Source organism: Candidatus Zixiibacteriota bacterium (assembly GCA_017999435.1).
Taxonomy (GTDB): domain Bacteria; phylum Zixibacteria; class MSB-5A5; order GN15; family FEB-12; genus JAGNLV01.
In genome coordinates this window covers 31,439-48,567 of the sequence record JAGNLV010000003.1, presented here as the reverse complement: position 1 = coordinate 48,567, position 17,129 = coordinate 31,439, and the positions used below count along the sequence as shown (strand labels likewise).

Genomic DNA, 17,129 nt, shown 5'->3' with positions numbered 1-17,129 from the left:
ACCGCCCGCCGGCGGGCTACTTGAGGAGGAGCATTTTCCTGGCAGCGCAGCGGGAGGGGGTCTCCAGGCGGTAGAGGTAGACGCCGCTGGCCGCCGGCCGCCCCTTCCCGGTTGTCCCGTCCCAGACCGCCTCATGCCGTCCCCCCGCCTGCTCCCCATCCACCAGCACCCGCACCTGCTGCCCGAGCAGATTGTACACCGTCAGCTTCACCCGCACCGTCCGGGGAAGCGTGTACCCGATGGTCGTGCGCGGATTGAACGGATTGGGGTAATTGGGCGTCAGGGCGAATCCGTCCGGCAGCGTCTCCTCCGGCGGCAGAGCAGTCGCCGTGCCGGTCAGGTCATTGACCGCCCGGTGCACCGCCGCGATCGCCGCCGCCTCGTCGAAGAACGACAAGGGCAGGTCAAACCAGATGTAGCGGTAGTCCGCCCCCAGGTACCGCCAGGCCACCGCTTTCCCCTCCGTCAGCGTGTCATCCGTGCCCGAATCGTAGGTGTAGAGGACATCGGGCAGGGAAGAGTTCAGCGTCACAAACGACCCCGCGCAGATGCCGAAAGGCGTCTGGATCGAGGGCTCCTGCTGCGCCGTCCGCAGCGAATCCCACGGCAGCGCCGGCCAGCCCGCCTGCTGGGGATGGGCCCCGACCAGATCCCCGGAGACCTGGCCTCCCGCCACCAGGGGCAGCACCGACCGCTCGGCGAGGTGGAACACGGTGCTGTAGGCGTCGTCCCAGGCGGCCGCGGTGGCCGCGTAGGGGATGGTCACCACCGTGTTGCCCGAACTCGGACCGAACCGGCCGAAGACGAGCAGCTTCCCGCCGATCGCGAGGTAGTAGGCCAGGGTGTCGAGCAGTCCGCCCCCCGCCGGGCTGAAAGCGACATTGTCGTAGAACGTCTCTCCGGCCACCACCACCAGTTCGTAGCTGACGAGGTCGTAGAGCCGGGTGCGGGAGGAGGCGTCGGCGTAGGCGGAATCGGAGCGGTAGTCGCAGGCGGCGCCGGCCAGGGCGGCGCGGAGGAACTCCCCGGTGAGCGCGACCTCGGCTCCGGGAACCGCGACATTGTCGCGGTTGATCGCCAGTATCCGCCCCGGCGTCAAGGTCGCCGCCCGGGCCTCGACAGCCGCCGCGGTGTCCGACAGGTTGCCGTCGAAGTCGACCGCCGCGACCAGGTAGCGGTGCAGCTCGGTTCCCAGCGCGGGGTCGCGGTCCTCGTACACGCTGTCGGCGGTCGTGCCTGCAAGCGTGCCGTCGCGGTAGACGGCGTAGTGCTCGAAATCGAGTTCGTGATCGGTGTGGCGCCACCAGACCCGGACCCCGTGAGAGATCGGGAGCGCCGCCAGTCCGGGCGGCGCGGCCGGCCGCGAATCGGGCCGTCCGAGCACCTCCTCCACCGCCAGCGCCGTCCGCCCCTGCACGTCGTACGCCCGCACGCCGAAGACATACGTGACTCCTTCGGTGAGCCCGGTCACCAGCGCGCTGCTGTCGCCGGCGGGGAGGGTGAGGTTGTGCGCGTTTCCCGGAGAACCGTCCGGGTACCAGTACACCCGGTAGTGGTCGATGTTGGCGCTGTGAATCGCGCGCCACTGGACCAGTTGCGACTGGCCGTCGCCCGGCTCCCGGATGGCCGTGATGCGCACCGGCGGAGGCAGCGTCCAGACTGTCGCCGCGGTCGCCAGGCTCACTTTCACCATGCGCGTCATGTATTCGAAATTGAGGTGGGTGGTGCTGTCGCTGGGCTCGTGGTAGTGGGTCGAGAAGTTGCGCTCCTGGACGAAAATCACGTCGTAGCCGTTCTCCGCGAACGGCAGGTGGTCGGAGGCCGTGCCCCCCATCAGGCTCGCGGCAATTCCGCCGTAGGTCGGCGCCAAATCCGCCCAGAGCGCCGCGTAGGACTGGTCGGCTCCCCAGTAGAGGTTCGCTCCGGCGGTGTTGGATTCATGCGCGATCATGTCGAGGTTGATCATGAGGACGATTTCCGCCCCCTCGGCCGCCACCGAATCGGCGTAGTGGTACGATCCCCACATCCAGGACTCTTCCGAGTCGAACGCGATGAATTTGAGGGTCATGGGGAAGTCCCCGGCGGCGAGCACGCGCGCGATCTCCATCGTGCCCGCCGTTCCGGTGGCGTTGTCGTCGGCGCCGGGACAATCCGGCACCGCGTCGAAATGGCCGCCGATGATGATCTCCTGCTCCGGGTAGAGCGCCCCGACTTTGCACGCCACGACGTTGTAGCTCGGCACCGGGACCCGGTCCCAGAGCTGCTCGCCGACAAAGGGATCGATCGCCACCGAGTCGTAGCCGAAGGCCAGGAACCGGGCGGCAATCCAGTCGCGCGCCGCGGCGGAGGAATCGGTGCCGGTGAGGCGGCGGTGAAAGGCCTGCAGGCGCTCGGTGTACGACCGAAGCGAATCTTCGCTGATCAGCGCGACCAGGCTGTCGATGGTGCCCATGGCGCCGGCGGCCGGCTGCGGCGCCGGGCGCGGAGGGACGTAGCGGACCGCAACCGGGCCCCGGACGAGCGGCGCCAGGTCGGCGGCGTGCGGGCCCGCGAGGGCCGAGCGGTTCGGCAGAGCGACGAGGCGAAAGCCGTGGCGGTCATACACGGCCGGGTAGCCGGGCCGGGCATCTCCCGGCGGACGGCGGTCGAACGCCAGCAGAGGCCGCGCCACATCAAAGGCGACCGGTTCGATCCGCACCCCCGCCTCGACCAGCTTCTTCCACTCCGCGCGCTCCCCCAGCGCGAGGTACACGTTGCCCGTCAGCGCCACCGGGGTCAGCGCAGATTCGCGCAGCGCCCGGGCGTCACGATGGCTGCCGATTGTTACTTCGAGGAGATCTTCCGCCGCGGCCGAGGCCGCCAGGCAGATACAGAATGCCGCTGCGAGCACCCGACTCATAGGTCTGTTCCCTATTGAGGTTCCTTCTACTGCCAATATACGAAAACACAACGGCCGCGCCGCAGACGGTTGTGAAAAAAAACGCCCCGAACCGGCCGGCGCAGACTCGGCTTTTTTGTTCTCTCCCGGGCCGCCCCGCGCTAAGTTGAGAAAAAGGATCCGTCGATGATTCAGATATTCGGCACGCGAAAATGCCCGGACACCCGCAAGGCGGAACGGTTCTTCCGCGAGCGCGGGGTGGCTATCCAGGTCATCGATCTGCGCGAGAAGGGAGTGAGTCCGGGGGAGCTGCGCAGCCTCGCCCGCGCCGTGCCCCTTTCCGAACTGATCGACACGGAGGGCAAGGAGTACGAGCGGCTGAACCTGAGATACATCCGCCACAACGTGGAGGAGATGCTCCTGGCCCACCCCCTTCTTTTTCGCACGCCGATTGTGCGATCAGGCCCGCGCGCGGCGGCCGGGTATCATCCGGAAATCTGGCAGACTTTCGCCGAGGCCGAGAAGTGAGTCGCGGCGCGCGGGATCCCGCCGGTCAGGGACAGGGGGACGGCGCCGGACCGCCGCGGAACAGGTAGGAGATCAGGAACGTCAGGTCCGATACGGTGATTCGCCCGCCGCTCTCCGTGCTGCCGTTGGCGTTGGCTTGCTCCGGGCACGGGGGCGTGGCTCCGCCCTGCAGCAGGTAGGCAATGAGGGCCGTCAGATCGCTCACATTGACCTGCGCGCCCGGCAACCCGCTGTCGTTGACGTCTCCCCGCACCGCGCAGCAGCAGGCGTCGCCCACGCCGTCGCCGTCCGTGTCCGTCTGATCGGGGTTGTGGTCCTCGGCGCAGTTGTCCGCCCACGAGGGCAGCCCGTCGGCATCCGGATCATCGAGCACCACGGTCACGGTGAACTGCGCGGTATCGGCATTGCCCGCGGCGTCCTGCGCGGCGACCGTCACCACGGTGCTCCCAAGCGGGAACAGCGATCCGGAGGGCGGCTCGGCCGCAGCCAGAGCCCCGGCGCAGTTGTCGAGCGCGGCGATCGCGAAATGGACAACCGCTCCATACAACCCCGAATCGCTCGTCACCTCGACGGCCTCGGGACACTGGACGGTCGGCGGTTCGGTGTCGTGCACGGTCACTGTGAAAAAGGCGGTATCGGCATTGCCGGCGGCATCGACCGCCACCGCCCGGACCGCGGTCGCCCCGACGGGAAAGAACGAACCCGCGGACGGCTGGAGCGTCACCGCGGGAAGGCCGCAGTTGTCCGACGCCGCGGCCTCGTAGGCGGCCGCGGCCCCGCAGGCTCCGGAGTCGTTCGGCAGATCCAGATCGGCGGGCGCCGTCACCGCGGGCGGCTCTTCATCCCGCACCGTCACCGTGAACCGCGCGGTGTCGACGTTGCCGGCGGCATCGACCGCCACCGCCTCGACCGTGGAGACTCCGACCGGAAAGTACGATCCCGAGGGCGGGTTGACCGACAGCGCGGCGCTCCCGCAGTTGTCGGCCGCCGTCACCGCGTACGCGACCATCGCGCTGCACACTCCCGGTTCGGCGGGCACCATCAGGTCATGGGGCGCCGTGAGGCGCGGAGGCTCGTCGTCCACGACCGTGATGTAAAAGGCTGCGGAGTCGACGTTGCCGGAGAGGTCCGCCGCCGCCGCCGTCACCGCCGTCGTGCCCAGCGGGAAGAGCGAGCCGGGCGGCAGCGACACCGTCACCGCCGGCGTGCCGCAGTTGTCCACTGCCGACAGGGTGTAAGTGACGGCCGCGGCGCACTGGCCGCTGTCGACGCCGACCACCAGGCTCTCCGGGTAGATCAACTGCGGCGGCTCGGTATCGCGAACGGTGACCGGAAACCAGGTCGTATCGCAGTTATTCAGGAGGTCGGTGGCGATCACCTGCACCATCGTTGTCCCCACCGGGAAGACCGATCCCGATGGGGGGTAGGCGACCGCCGTGGCGAGCGGGCAGTTGTCGGTTGCCGTTACCGAAAACGTCGCCGGGGCGCTGCATTGGCCGGGTGCGGCGGCGACCATGACCGAGTCGGGGTGATGGGCCACCGGCCATTGCCGGTCCTCCACCGTCACCCAGAATGTGTCGACTTTCCGGTTGCCGGAGTAGTCGACGGCGGTGACGATCACGTCGGTGGCCCCGACGGAGAAGTACGAACCGGGGGGAGGCGACCCGGACCAGGTCACGCCCGGGCAGTTATCGTACGTCGCGGCGCTGTAGGTCCACACCGTGCCGCACTCGTTCGGGGCATTGCCGATGACCGTATCGCGCAGGGCAGCCAGGATCGGCGCGGAGGTGTCGGTCACCGTAACCGTGAACCCGCAGGTGTCCCGGTTCCCCCAGGCGTCGACGGCAATGCACTGCACGTAGTTGGCGCCCCGGTAAAAATACGTGCCGGAGGGAGGGGTGCACGAGATGGTCGCTCCCGGGCGGTTGTCGGTGACGGTGGCGGTGAACTCCACCACTGCGGCGCACTCGCTCGGCCCGGCCGCCACCGTCGTATCATTCGGGCAGTGCGCCACCGGCGGCTGAAAATCCTGCTGAATGAGACTGACCCCGCCGCTGTAGAAATCCAGAATCCGCCCGCCCGCCACCGAGCTGCACCAGCTGGGCGCACCGTACGGGGTGGGAAAGGCCGTATCCCGCGTGATCTCCCACTCCGAGATCCCATCGAAACCGTAGACATCGTCCGACATGTAGAGCGTATCCCCCCAGCGCGAGGACACGGCGTTGTCGCCGCAGTCGTACCAGATGTATTTCACGGGCAGGAACCGGCCGTAGAGGCTGTAATCCCAGGGGATGTCGAAAGTGATGTCCACCAGATCCGCGGTTGGCATCCCGAAGCACGAGGGGTGGTGGGCGCCGTTGGATATGTCGGCGATCGCGGTGATGTGGATATTGTTGACGCCGATCAGGTTGGAGGTGAAATACTCCCACCCGCAGAGATTAAGCATCTGCCCCCGGTTGACCGCGATCAGCGTGAGCGTGGTGTCGTAGCGGACCGTCATCTCGAATCCGCCCATCTGAAAAGCCCCCGTGCTGTCGACGGCCGCCAGGGTCAGCGTCACCCGGTCGCCCGGGCGCGCCAACTCCGACCGCTCGATCCGCATCGCTATATCGGCGAGCGCCCGGCCCGCGAGGCTCGCTATGACGGCTGCCGCAACGACGAGTACTTTCATGGACGCATACACCCAGCTACACCCTAATCTAACGGATTCGTCTCCGCTGTCAAACGTCGATTCCCGACGTTGCCGAATCTAATTGCACGCCGCGACGTACTCTAGTATCAATCGGCTGCGGACGGGAGCTTGGTTACTCCCGCCGCGGCGGAAGTGGAGGCGCGTATCGGCGGCCCGCCAGCCGGTCAGCATCGGCGAACTTCTCATGATGGATTCTGCGGCCTACATCCAAACCGACGAGGTCTGCCGCTACTATCGACGCGGCGCCAGCGAAGTCCGCGCGGTCGACCGGGTCAGCCTGGCCGTTGAGAGGGGCGGCTTCCTCGCCATCGTAGGGGCTTCCGGTTCCGGTAAGTCGACATTGCTCAATCTCTTAGCCGGTCTTGACACGCCCACCTCGGGACACATCGCGGTCGCCGGAGCCCCGCTCGGGGCGATGTCGCGGCGCGAGCTGTCGGCCTACCGCGCCAACCGGGTGGGGGTCGTCTTCCAGACCTTCAACCTGATTCCCCATTTAACCGCCCTCCGCAACGTCGAGCTGGCGCTCTGTTTCAACGGTACGCCGCGCCCCGAACGCCGCCGCCGGGCCGCTGCGATGCTCGACCGCCTCGGCCTGGCCGACCGGGCCGACCACCGCCCGGCTGATCTGTCGGGCGGCGAGCAGCAGCGGGTCGCGCTGGCCCGCGCGCTGGTGAAAGGCCCGGAGATTCTGCTTGCCGATGAACCGACCGGCAACCTCGACCGCGAGAACACGCGGCAGTTGGCGGACCTCCTGACCGCACACAATCGCGACGGGCTGACCGTGATCCTCGTCACCCACGATCTCCCGTTGGCCGAGCGGCTCGCCGGCCGCGTCGTGCGGATGCACTACGGGCGGCTGGTCGAAGGAACCGAGGCCGGATGATGACCGTCCGCGACCTCGTCGAGATCTCCGCCGGCAATCTCTGGCGGATGAAACTGCGGACTTGCCTCACCCTGGCGGGTGTCGTTATCGCCATCGGCGCCTTCGTCGCCATGGTCTCGTTCGGGGCCGGCGCGGAGAAGAACGTCTCCGAGGAGTATGAGAAACTCGGTTTGTTCACGACCATGCAGGTCTACCCGCCGGCGGCCGACAGCCTCGGCGACTCGGTGCCGCCGCCGCCGCTGACCGACTCGGTCGTCGCCCGCCTGGCGCGTCTGCCGGGCGTGCGCCTCGCTTATCCCTACGACGCCTTCAGCGTCTCCGTCCGCCTCGACACGCTCGAGCTCTCGGCTGAGGCTCAGGTGCTTCCGCCGGCGGCCGTCGCGACCCGTCTGTATTCCCGTCTCGTCGCGGGGCGGCGACCGGACGCCAACGGCTCGCGCGAGGCGATGGTGACGCGCGAGTTTCTGGAAGATCACGCGCTCGGACCCGCCGACTCGATCCTCGGTCGATCGATCGCCGTCTCCGTCTCGTCCTCGACGCTCGACAGCGCCGTGGTCCACGTCGTCCGCCAGGAGAGCCGGCGCGTCGAACAATTCATCGACGCCTTTGACTTCGATTCCCTCGACAACGTCGGGTACCTTCGGCGGACGGCGACCGGCGAATTCAACGCCGCGGCGCGGAGCTTTCTCGAGGGGTATCTCGGGCGGCCGATGATTACCACCGACACGCTGACCATTGTCGGCGTGATCGACGGCCCGCAGGGCCGCCGGCTCCGGGTCAAACCCCTCATCATTCCGGAGCAAAGCGCCCGGCGCTTCGCCGCGGCCAAGAGCGGCCCGGACCCGGCCGAACTGCTGGCCGCCTTCCAGAGCGGGCGCGTCGGCAACCTCTTCGGCGGCGACACAGCGGCGCCCGACGCCTACAGCCGCGTCACGCTCGACCTCGAACCGGGGACCGGCTACGCCGCCCTGAGCGACAGCATCAGGGCGATGGGCTACGAGACCTTCAGCTACCTCGAGCAGTTCGCCGAGATCCAGCGCTTCTTCCTCTATTTCGACCTCATGCTCGGGGTGGTGGGGATGATCGCGCTGGTAACCGCCTCCCTGGGGATCGTCAACACCATGGTCATGTCGATCCTCGAACGCCGCCGCGAGATCGGCGTGCTGAAATCGCTCGGCGCCGACGACCGCGACGTCTGGCTCCAGTTCCTCGCCGAATCCGGCGTCATCGGCTCGGTCGGCGCCGTCCTCGGCATTCTCCTCGGTTGGGTTGTGACCCGCATCGCTTCGTTCGTGGCCGTGCGGGTGATGGAGAACCAGGGAATGACGGCGGTGGAATTGTTCGATCTCCCCCTGTGGTTGATCGCGGTCGCGCTCCTGTTCGGCACGGCGGTGAGCGTCGCCGCCGGCCTTTACCCCGCCGCGCGGGCCGCCCGCGTCAATCCGGTCGAAGCCCTCCGCAATGAGTGAGCCCGCTCCGGAGAAGGGAGACGTCTGTGGACCGACGATCCCGTGAGGCATTCGCAGCCGGCCGAACCGCGCTGCTTTCGGAAGCGGCGCGCGAGTGGGATTTTGAGCCGCGCACGGCCGCCGAACTGGATGGCTTCGAGAACCACATCTTTGAGGTCGCGCGCGGCGGGCGTCCGTTCGTGCTCCGTCTGTGCCACTCGCTCCACCGTACGGCCGCGCTCGTCTGCGCTGAATTGCACTGGCTGGACTTCCTGGCCCGGCGCGGGTTGCCCGTGGCCGCGCCCGTTCCCGGCCGCGGCGGCGCCCTCGCCCGCGTGATCCCCGCCGCCGACTCCTTCTTCGTTGCCTCACTCTGTGCGAAAGCCCCCGGCCGGAGACCGCTCCGGAGCGACTACAGCGACCGCTTCTTCGAAAACTGGGGGGAGCTGGTCGGCCGGATCCACCGCGTCACCCGGGAGTACCTGCCGCTCGCGCCGCCGGTCCGGCGCTTCCACTGGCATGAGGACCCGACGCTCGACCCGGCGCCCTATCGCCCGGCCGTCGACGACGACGTCCTCGCCCGCTTCGCCCGGATCGTGGCGCAGCTCAGGGCGCTGCCGGTCGATCGTACGGCCTACGGTCTGATCCACAACGACCTTCACCCCGGCAATTTCTTCATCGACGGCGACTGTCTGACGGCGTTCGATTTCGACGATTGCCACTACCAGTTTCTGGTCAATGATGTAGCGATGGCCCTGTTTTATGCCTTGCCCTTGCCCGCTCGGCCGAGGACCGCCGAGGCGTTCGCGGAGACGTTCCTTCCGCCGTTCCTCCGCGGTTACCGCCGTCACGCCGCGCTGGGGCCGGAGGACCTGCGGCGTCTCCCGATGTTCCTCAAACTCCGCGAGCTCGACCTCTACAGCCAGATTGTGCTTCACCTCGGAGCCGACGTCGGCGGCTGGCCCGGCGCGTACCTCGAGGGGCGGCGCGACCGCATCCTCGCCGATCGCCCGGTCGTCGACCTGGATTTCGCGGAATTTTGACCCGGGCCCCGGTGGGCGGCAGCCCGTCCTATCCGGCCCGGGTGTCCGCCTGTTGCCCGAATCGCGCCCACGGCCTCCGATGCGCGGCGGCCATGATGACGCAGCCGATCAGGAGCAGCAACCCGCCGAGCGCCTCCCGCGCCGTCGGCAACTGGTGCAAGAGCGCCAGCGCGATGAGCATCACCACCACCGGCTGGCTCTGGCTGATCACCGCCACCTTGGTGAGTTCCAACCGGGCCAGCGCCTGCAGGTAGAACAGCCGGGAGACGAGCGGCCCGAACAGCGCCAGGGCGATCACCCCGGGCCACACCTGGGCGAGTCCCGCCAGATCGCCGCCCGCGGCGAACAGCACCGCCCAGTACCCCAGCGCGAGCAGTCCGTTGCGGATGTATGTCAGGATCAGCGGGTCGACATGCCGCACCGCGTGCTTGGAAATGAACTCGGTGAGGCCGAAACCGATCGACCCCAGGAGCACGAGCCCGAACCCGACCGAGTATTCCCCCCGCAGCGTCAGCCGCATGAGCGCGATCCCGGCCAGCGACAGCAGCACCCCCAGCGTCTCGATCCGGCTGAGCCGCTCCCCGAGGAACAGAATGCCGAGCGCGATCGCCACCAGCACCTCCGACCGGTTGAGGAAGGAGGCCAGCGATGGATCCATCTTCTGGACGCCGGCCCACACCAGGAGGACGGCGAACCAGGACGAGAGGCTGAACAGGAGAATCCAGAACCAGGCGCGCCGGGTCTGCCGGAAAACCCGCGCCGGACCGTAGCCGGGCAGCACCCACGCCGACAACATCACCGTCGCCAGCGAGAAAATCAGCGCGTTCATGGCCAGGGGGGAGAGGTGCACAAGGTTCCATTTCCCGGTCGCCGTGGCCGCCCCGCCCCCAACCGCCGAAATCAGCGCCAAAAGGTAACCGGTGCGCCGTTGCGCCGCAAGCGCGCCGGCCGGTCCGGGGCGGCTCGGCTTGGTCGGCATGACGGCTACAGCCCCGGTGGGGGCGCGACAAAGGGGGTCAGGGGACCATCGGGGCGGGCGAGCGCCGCCAGGTCGGTATAGGGGACCGTGTAGCCGGTCGGGCCCAATTCCTCCTTGCCCGCCTCGCCGCGGTTGACATAGAAGGCCAAGCCTTTCGGGGTGATGAGGAAGTTTCCGTTGTGACGGAAACCGGCCGTGGAATCGAACGCAAACCCGGCCGCGGCCAGCGACTCCACGAGATCGAGTCTGCGGGCGCGCCGGAACGCCTGCTCGGCGGTTCGGTTGAGAAGTGTGTCGCCGCCGGGAATCAGCAGGTCGCTCAGGGCGAGCAGCCGGCCCGTCCGGGCGTCGAAATTGACATACCGCCGCTCCGCATGCTGGTCCTCCGGACCCTGGTACCGGGTCTCCACCAGGCTCACTCCCAAGATGCCGAGCGTGTCGGTCTCCACCCGGGCTTTCCGCAACCACGTCCAGCCGTAGCTGGCTGTCCGCGCGGGATCCGGCCGGTCCTTGAAATTCCGGATGAACTCCTTGGCCATGTCGTCGACCGTCTCGAACGTGCCCGCTCCCGCCATCGGCCGCAGGAGGAACTGCCAGACGCGCGCGGAGACCGAGTCGGCGACCCCTCTCTCCGAGGCTGCCGTGACCTCCGGGTAGGTCACGTTGAGGTAGGCGAAACCGTTGACCGTGTCTCCCTCGGTGCCGAACCGCCGCTCGATCGTTTTCATCTCATACGTGATTGTGGGGAAGCGGTCCTGGTCGGAACCGCAGGCCGCGGGCAGGAGGGCCGCCGCGCTGATCGAGAGAATCGCGTAATGTCGCGCCGCCATGGGTGATACCTCGAGTTGGTTCCGCCAAGGTAGCGCAAACTCCCGGTAAATTCAACTTCTTTGTGGGAACCGCCGATGGGGGGTGCGGCGGCTGCGGTGCGAAGAGAATCTTGCGCCTGCGGGAGACTCCTGCGTACGTGTTGTCGGCGGGCGGCGCAGCCCCGAAAGTAACGCGCCCGACCCGATTTCGACAGCGAGCGAAATATGACCGACGCGCCATCCGAACCGCCCGACGAGATTGTCCCGAGGAAGCCGCCGCCCGTGCTCTCGGACGACCTGACGCGGCGGATCGCCGAGCAGGTGCTGTCGGGGGAGCGCGTGTCCCGCTGGCAGCGGTTGCTGCCGTTCCTCGGGCCGGCCTTCATCGCCAGCGTCGCCTACGTCGATCCCGGTAATTTCGCCACCAATATCCAGGGCGGCGCCGAGTTCGGCTACCGCCTCCTCTGGGTGATCGTCTTCTCCAATCTCATGGCCATGCTGCTCCAGACGCTCTCCGCGAAACTGGGCATCGCCACCGGCTACAACCTCGCCGAGCACTGCCGCCGCGAGTTTCCGACCTGGGTCGCCTGGGGGATGTGGGTGCTCATGGAAGCGGTCGCCATGTCCACCGACCTGGCCGAATTCCTCGGCGCCGCCCTCGGGTTCTACCTCCTGCTCGGCATCCCGCTCATCTGGGGCGCGGTGCTTACCGGGATCGCGACCTTCCTCATTCTCGGTCTGGAGCGCCGGGGGTTCCGCCGCCTGGAGGCGGTCATCACGGCCATGGTCGCCGTCATCGTCTTCGCCTATGTTGTGGAATCGATCATGGACCGGCCGGACTGGGGGCTGGTGGCCTGCCATGCGGTCGTCCCGAGCCTTCCCGGCCCGGAGGCGGTGTTGCTGGCGGCCGGGATTCTCGGCGCGACCGTGATGCCGCATGCGATTTTTCTCCATTCGGCCCTGACCCAGGGCCGCATCCAGGTTCGCGGCGCCGCCCAGCTGCAGCGGCTCTTTCGTTTCCAAATCATCGACGTCACCGTCGCCATGGGGCTCGCCAGCCTCGTCAACATGGCCATCCTCATCATGGCCGCGGCCACTTTCCATCGCCACGGCCTGTCCGAGATCGCCTCCATCGAGGAGGCCCACCGGACTCTCGAACCGCTTCTCGGCAGCGCCGCCAGCGGCGTCTTCGCCGTGTCGCTGCTGGCCTCCGGGTTGTCCTCCTCAACTGTCGGTACGAGCGCCGGCCAGGTGATCATGCAGGGCTTCCTGAGGCGCCACATCCCGGTCTGGGTGCGCCGGCTGGTGACGATGGCGCCGGCGCTGATCGTCATCGCCCTCGGGCTCGACCCGACGCGGACGCTGGTCATCAGCCAGGTGGTCCTGAGTTTCGGCCTCCCGTTCGCCGTCGTGCCGCTCGTGCTGTTCACCGCTCGCCGCTCGATCATGGGCGTGCTGGTGAACCGGAAACCGACTACCGTCGCGGCCGCGATCGTGGCGTCGCTCATCATCGGCCTGAACGTGTTCCTCCTGTACCAACTGCTTTTCAGGGAGTGAGCTGTGTTTGAACGCGTGCTGGTTCCTCTCGATGGTTCGGCGGTGGCCGAGCAGGTGCTCCCCGCCGTTGGGTGCTTCGCCGAACGCCTCGGCGCGGCGGTGACGCTCGTGCACCTGATTGAACGGCGGGCGCCGGCCGAAATCCACGGCGAGCGCCACCTTCGCACGGCGGAGGAGGCCGAGCAGTATCTCGGCGCGATCGCCCGCCGTATCGCCGCCGGGCGGCTGGCGGTCCGCACCCACGTGCACACGGTGGAGGTCGCCAGCGTGGCGCAGAGCATTGTCGAGCACGCCGAGGAGTTCGCGAGCGGCGTCATCGCCCTGTGCACCCACGGGCGCGGCGGTCTGCGGCACCGCCTGTTCGGCAGCATCGCCCAGCAGGTCATCCGCCTCGGAACCACCCCCGTGCTCCTGGTCCCGGCCGGGGGTGGACCGGACCCCGCCGCGTTCGCGTGCCGCTCGATCCTCGTGCCGCTCGACGGCGATCCCGACCACGAGGGGGTGTTGCCCGCGGTGGCGGCGCTCGCCGCGCGGTGCGCCGCGACCGTCGTCCTCGCCCTGGTCGTCCCCACTTTCGAAACGCTCTCGGGGGCCATGACCGCGCCGAGCCGCCTGATGCCGGCCGCCACCGCCCGGCTCCTCGACATGTCGGCGCAGGAGGCGAAGAACTACCTCGCATCCCCCCGCCGGCGGCTGGTCGGACAGGGCGTGCGGGTAAGCGCGCACGTGTTCCGCGGCGACCCGGCGGCGGTGGTCCGACGGGCGGCGGCGGCGCCCGGCATCGATCTGGTCGCGCTGGCGACCCACGGCGGCACGGGGAGCGGGGCGCTCGGAACGGCCAACCTGACCGCCCGCGTTTGCCGCTCCGCCGGTCTGCCCCTCCTCCTGGTCCCCGTGCGCACCGGGTAGCTCCCCGCGATCCCATCCGCCTTGACTTTTGCCCCGGCGTCGGGTACTTTGGCATCCTACCAAAGGAAGCATCATGAAAGTACCCTACCTCGACCTGCAGGCCCAGTACCAATCGATCAAAGACGATATCGCCGCCGCCGTCCAGCGCGTGCTGGACAGTTCCACTTATGTCCTCGGGCCCTCGGTGCGCGAGTTTGAGGAGGCGTTCGCCCGCTACTGCGGGACGGCGCACTGCGCGGGCGTCAACAGTGGCACGAGCGCCCTCGTGCTCGCCCTCCGCGCCCTCGAGATCGGTCCCGGGGACGAGGTGGTCACCGCCGCCAACACCTTTGTCGCGACCGTCGCCGCCATCGCCCACACCGGGGCCCATCCCGTGCTTGTCGACATCGACCCCCGCACCCGCACGATCGACCCGAGGCTGCTGCCGATGGCGCTCTCCCGACGGACCCGCGCCGTCATCCCGGTCCACCTCTACGGCCGCCCGGCCGACATGGAGGCGATCATGCGCCTGGCCGAAAAATACGAGGTGAGCGTGGTCGAGGACGCCGCCCAGGCCCACGGGGCGCGCTACCGGGGGCGGCGGATCGGATCTTTCGGGCGGCTCGCCGCCTTCTCTTTCTATCCCGGCAAAAACCTCGGCGCCTACGGGGAGGCGGGGGCGGTGACCACCGATGACCCCGAACTCGACCGCCGCCTGCGCATGCTCCGCGACCACGGAAGCGAGCGGAAGTACTACCACGACCTGGTCGGCTACAATGCGCGCATGGAGGGGATCCAGGGCGCGGTCCTCGGCGTCAAACTTCGCCGCCTCGACCAGTGGAATGAGGCCCGGCGCCGGGTCGCGGCCCGCTACGACGAGCTGCTCCGGGATCTCCCGGTGACCACCCCCCCGGTCGATCCCGAGGTCGAGCCGGTCTACCACCTTTACGTGATCGAAACCGAGCGCCGCGACGCCCTTCAGGCCTTCCTCGCCGAGCGGGGCGTCCCGACTCTCATTCACTACCCGGTGCCGGTGCACCTGCAGCGCGGCTATGACTTCCTCGGCCGGCGCAAGGGAGATTTCCCGGTCGCCGAGCGCCAGGCGGAGCAGATCCTGTCGCTCCCGATCTTTCCGGAGATGACGGAGGCGCAGGTGGATTACGTCGCCGCGCAGATACAAGCGTTCTTCCATGGAGCGTAACGCCGGTTTCAGTCCGAGGCTCGAGGTGATCGCGGCGCTGGCCCTGCTCGCGCTGGTGGCCCTCCTGCGCAGCTACCAGTTGGGGGCCGACCCGCCGCTCGGCCTGTCGATATCCACCGGCGAGCAGACCGACCCGCCCCAGTACACGCTGTTCGCGCGGAACTATGTCCAGACCGGGGATTTCGATCCTTTCGATGATGCCCGCCGGGCGGTTTTCCTGAAATCGAGCGTCACCGCCCTCGCCGTCGCGGTCTTCTCCCTCCTCGGCGCCGGGCTGTGGCAGGCGCATCTGGTCGGCCTGCTCCTGGGGCTGGCCGCTCTCGTGTTGTTCTGGCTCTTCATGCGGAAAGTCGCCGGCCCGCTCGCCGGCCTGCTCTTCCTCTTTCTCGCGGCCTTCAACTACAACCTCATTTTCTTCGGGCGGCTGCCCTTTCTGGAACAGGCGCTGGTGTTTTGGGCGTTTCTCGCGGCCGCGCTTCTGGCCTACGGCCGGCGACCGGCCATCGCCGCCGCCGCCGGCGCCTCGCTCGCACTCGGCATTTACTTCGGCAAAGCGATCGGCCTCGTCTTCCTCTTTCCCTTCGCCTGCTGGTTCGCCTACGAGATCCTCGTCGGCCGGCGGGAACGGGGGCGATGGCTGCTCCGGCTGGCCGCTTTTGCGGCCGGTTTCCTCGTCGTGCTCGCCGGTTGGTACCTCTGGGTGTTTGCCCCCGCCCAGGCGCAGGTGGCCGGCTACTACAGCGAGCAGATCGTGGATCTCTACGGGGCGCCCGAGGGGCTGCAGTCGGTCGACGATTTCTTCTTCAAGCTCGTGACTTTCGGCGCCACCACCCGGCTTTTCCCGCGCATGCGGAGCGCGGCGCTGCTCTCCGCGGCGTTCCTGTTGATCATGCTGTTCCACGTCACCCGCCGGACCTCATGGCGCGAGGGATTCGGCCGGCTCGCCGCCGGGCACGTCTTCGTCGCCGCGATGATCGTGGCCTTCTACGGCGCGCTCATGATCTGGAACTACCGCCCCCTCCGCTACCAGGTGGTGCTCATCTACCCGATTTACGGGGCGGCGGCCGTGGTGCTGGCGGGCCTCTGGCGGCCGTGGGGGGTGCCCTCGCGGCGGTCGGTCCCGCTGCTCTTCTATCCGCTCGCCGTTCCGATCGTCATGGTGCCGGTGTATCAGATCTGGGACAGTTTGTCGGAGCACTATGGCGGGGGCCTCGAATGGGCCGACGCGCGGGTGTGGGTGGTCGCCGCGTCCGCCGTGATTGTCGCCGCCATCGCTCTCGGCCTTCGCTTCCGCCCGTTCGGCGGGCGGCCCGGGACTCAGACAGCCGCCCGGGCGCTGGTGGGGGCGGTGCTGCTCGGCACCACCGTGCTCGGCATCAGTAACTACCACAACTGGAGCGTGCGGCCGACCTTCACCGCCCGCGACGTGAGCCGTGATTTGGCGATGACCCTCGGCCCCGGCGCGGTGGTGTCCGGCCCCTACGCCCCCCTCCTGGCCGCGGAGAACAACCTCCCCGTGGTCGTCCATATGTTCGGTGTGGCCAAGGCCGACCCCGGCCTGTTCGGCCGTTTCCCGATCACTCATCTCCTGGTCGATGAGGCCAACGAGGCAAAAGCGCGGGCCGATTATCCCGCGATCATGGACAGCGCCGCCCATGTCGTCACCTACCACGTGGGGACCGATCAGGTGCGCCTCTATCGGATCGCTGGCCGTACCCCCAATCCCGCCGCGAACGCCTACCGGCCCTCGCTTCTGGAGCGGGCGATCGACGCCTACCACGGCGGGCGGACGGGGGAGGGGCACGCGTGGGCCGCCCAGTTCCTCGAACGCCATCCCCGGAACCTCTCCGCCTACCTCGCGGTGGGGGAGATCGCCGACCTTGAGGGACAATTCGATCTGGCCGAGGAGAGCCTCAAGGGCGCTCTGGCGTTTTCACCTACCAGCTACAACCTCAACGCCCGCCTGGCCGAGCTCTACCGGGAACGGTTCGATGAAACCGGCGACCCCGAGTTGCGGCACAAGGGCCTCCTGCTGTACGAGGAAGCCATCCGCCTGGCCCCGTCGGTCGCCAAGCTCAAGTCCGCCTGCAATCAGTTGAAAACCGGCCGGACCGAGCCCGAGGAGGAGGTCGACTCCCCGGCTCCGGCCGGCGCCGACTCGGCGAACCTCGAAAATTAGCGTTGAGTTTCACCGGCCGATTGGCGATGTTTTGAGTATGCAGG

12 protein-coding genes are annotated in these 17,129 nt (G+C 68.3%); 8 read left to right on the top strand and 4 right to left on the bottom strand.

Annotated elements, in window-relative coordinates; genetic code table 11:
• Nucleotides 1-16: 16 nt before the first annotated feature.
• Entirely contained in the window at nucleotides 17-2,899 is a 2,883-nt protein-coding gene (locus KA261_08385) for a M28 family peptidase (protein ID MBP7697813.1), read from the bottom strand.
• Nucleotides 2,900-3,064: 165 nt separating this feature from the next.
• Here KA261_08385 and KA261_08380 point away from each other — a divergent pair, with 165 nt between their 5' ends.
• Nucleotides 3,065-3,406 carry an arsenate reductase family protein gene (locus KA261_08380; GenBank protein ID MBP7697812.1) on the top strand — a complete coding sequence of 114 codons (342 nt, stop codon included), beginning with the start codon at nucleotides 3,065-3,067 and terminating at the stop codon, nucleotides 3,404-3,406.
• A 25-nt stretch (nucleotides 3,407-3,431) separates the two neighbouring features.
• On the opposite strand, the gene KA261_08375 is transcribed toward KA261_08380, so the two are convergent.
• Nucleotides 3,432-6,077 carry an HYR domain-containing protein gene (locus KA261_08375; protein MBP7697811.1) on the bottom strand — a complete coding sequence of 882 codons (2,646 nt, stop codon included), beginning with the start codon at nucleotides 6,075-6,077 and terminating at the stop codon, nucleotides 3,432-3,434.
• Between the two features lie 205 nt (nucleotides 6,078-6,282).
• On the opposite strand from KA261_08375, the gene KA261_08370 reads away from it, so the two are divergent.
• The 3 genes from KA261_08370 to KA261_08360 are packed head-to-tail and all read left to right on the top strand — an operon-like array spanning nucleotide 6,283 to nucleotide 9,472.
• Complete coding sequence (locus tag KA261_08370) at nucleotides 6,283-6,981, top strand: ABC transporter ATP-binding protein (GenBank protein MBP7697810.1); 699 nt, start codon at nucleotides 6,283-6,285, stop codon at nucleotides 6,979-6,981.
• Nucleotides 6,978-8,450 (top strand): ABC transporter permease, encoded by a 1,473-nt coding sequence (locus KA261_08365; GenBank protein MBP7697809.1) that lies wholly within the window; start codon nucleotides 6,978-6,980, stop codon nucleotides 8,448-8,450. Before KA261_08370 ends, KA261_08365 begins: the two co-directional genes overlap by 4 nt.
• Nucleotides 8,451-8,476: 26 nt before the next feature.
• Nucleotides 8,477-9,472, top strand: a complete 996-nt coding sequence (locus KA261_08360; protein ID MBP7697808.1) for a phosphotransferase — start codon at nucleotides 8,477-8,479, stop codon at nucleotides 9,470-9,472.
• Between the two features lie 28 nt (nucleotides 9,473-9,500).
• On the opposite strand, the gene KA261_08355 is transcribed toward KA261_08360, so the two are convergent.
• A complete protein-coding gene (locus tag KA261_08355) occupies nucleotides 9,501-10,451 on the bottom strand; it encodes a DMT family transporter (GenBank protein ID MBP7697807.1) in 951 nt (316 codons plus the stop codon).
• A 5-nt stretch (nucleotides 10,452-10,456) separates the two neighbouring features.
• A complete protein-coding gene (locus KA261_08350; protein ID MBP7697806.1) occupies nucleotides 10,457-11,281 on the bottom strand; it encodes a DUF3298 domain-containing protein in 825 nt (274 codons plus the stop codon).
• Nucleotides 11,282-11,485: 204 nt separating this feature from the next.
• Here KA261_08350 and KA261_08345 point away from each other — a divergent pair, with 204 nt between their 5' ends.
• From KA261_08345 to KA261_08330, 4 genes are all read left to right on the top strand, one after another.
• Nucleotides 11,486-12,817, top strand: coding sequence for an Nramp family divalent metal transporter (locus KA261_08345; protein MBP7697805.1), 1,332 nt, complete (start codon nucleotides 11,486-11,488; stop codon nucleotides 12,815-12,817).
• A 3-nt stretch (nucleotides 12,818-12,820) separates the two neighbouring features.
• Nucleotides 12,821-13,726 (top strand): universal stress protein, encoded by a 906-nt coding sequence (locus KA261_08340; protein ID MBP7697804.1) that lies wholly within the window; start codon nucleotides 12,821-12,823, stop codon nucleotides 13,724-13,726.
• 73 nt (nucleotides 13,727-13,799) lie between these two features.
• On the top strand, nucleotides 13,800-14,906 hold the full coding sequence (locus KA261_08335) for a DegT/DnrJ/EryC1/StrS family aminotransferase (GenBank protein MBP7697803.1): 1,107 nt from the start codon (nucleotides 13,800-13,802) through the stop codon (nucleotides 14,904-14,906).
• A complete protein-coding gene (locus tag KA261_08330) occupies nucleotides 14,896-17,085 on the top strand; it encodes a hypothetical protein (GenBank protein MBP7697802.1) in 2,190 nt (729 codons plus the stop codon). Before KA261_08335 ends, KA261_08330 begins: the two co-directional genes overlap by 11 nt.
• The last annotated feature ends 44 nt before the right edge of the window (nucleotides 17,086-17,129 follow it).

Bases quoted from the DNA above. Each gene is read 5' to 3' on its own strand.
- KA261_08335 (MBP7697803.1), top strand. From the start codon at position 13,800: ATGAAAGTACCCTACCTCGACCTGCAGGCCCAGTACCAATCGATCAAA.
- KA261_08355 (MBP7697807.1), bottom strand. From the start codon at position 10,451: ATGCCGACCAAGCCGAGCCGCCCCGGACCGGCCGGCGCGCTTGCGGCG.
- KA261_08330 (MBP7697802.1), top strand. From the start codon at position 14,896: ATGGAGCGTAACGCCGGTTTCAGTCCGAGGCTCGAGGTGATCGCGGCG.
- KA261_08385 (MBP7697813.1), bottom strand. From the start codon at position 2,899: ATGAGTCGGGTGCTCGCAGCGGCATTCTGTATCTGCCTGGCGGCCTCG.
- KA261_08350 (MBP7697806.1), bottom strand. From the start codon at position 11,281: ATGGCGGCGCGACATTACGCGATTCTCTCGATCAGCGCGGCGGCCCTC.
- KA261_08375 (MBP7697811.1), bottom strand. From the start codon at position 6,077: ATGAAAGTACTCGTCGTTGCGGCAGCCGTCATAGCGAGCCTCGCGGGC.
- KA261_08370 (MBP7697810.1), top strand. From the start codon at position 6,283: ATGATGGATTCTGCGGCCTACATCCAAACCGACGAGGTCTGCCGCTAC.
- KA261_08365 (MBP7697809.1), top strand. From the start codon at position 6,978: ATGATGACCGTCCGCGACCTCGTCGAGATCTCCGCCGGCAATCTCTGG.
- KA261_08345 (MBP7697805.1), top strand. From the start codon at position 11,486: ATGACCGACGCGCCATCCGAACCGCCCGACGAGATTGTCCCGAGGAAG.
- KA261_08380 (MBP7697812.1), top strand. From the start codon at position 3,065: ATGATTCAGATATTCGGCACGCGAAAATGCCCGGACACCCGCAAGGCG.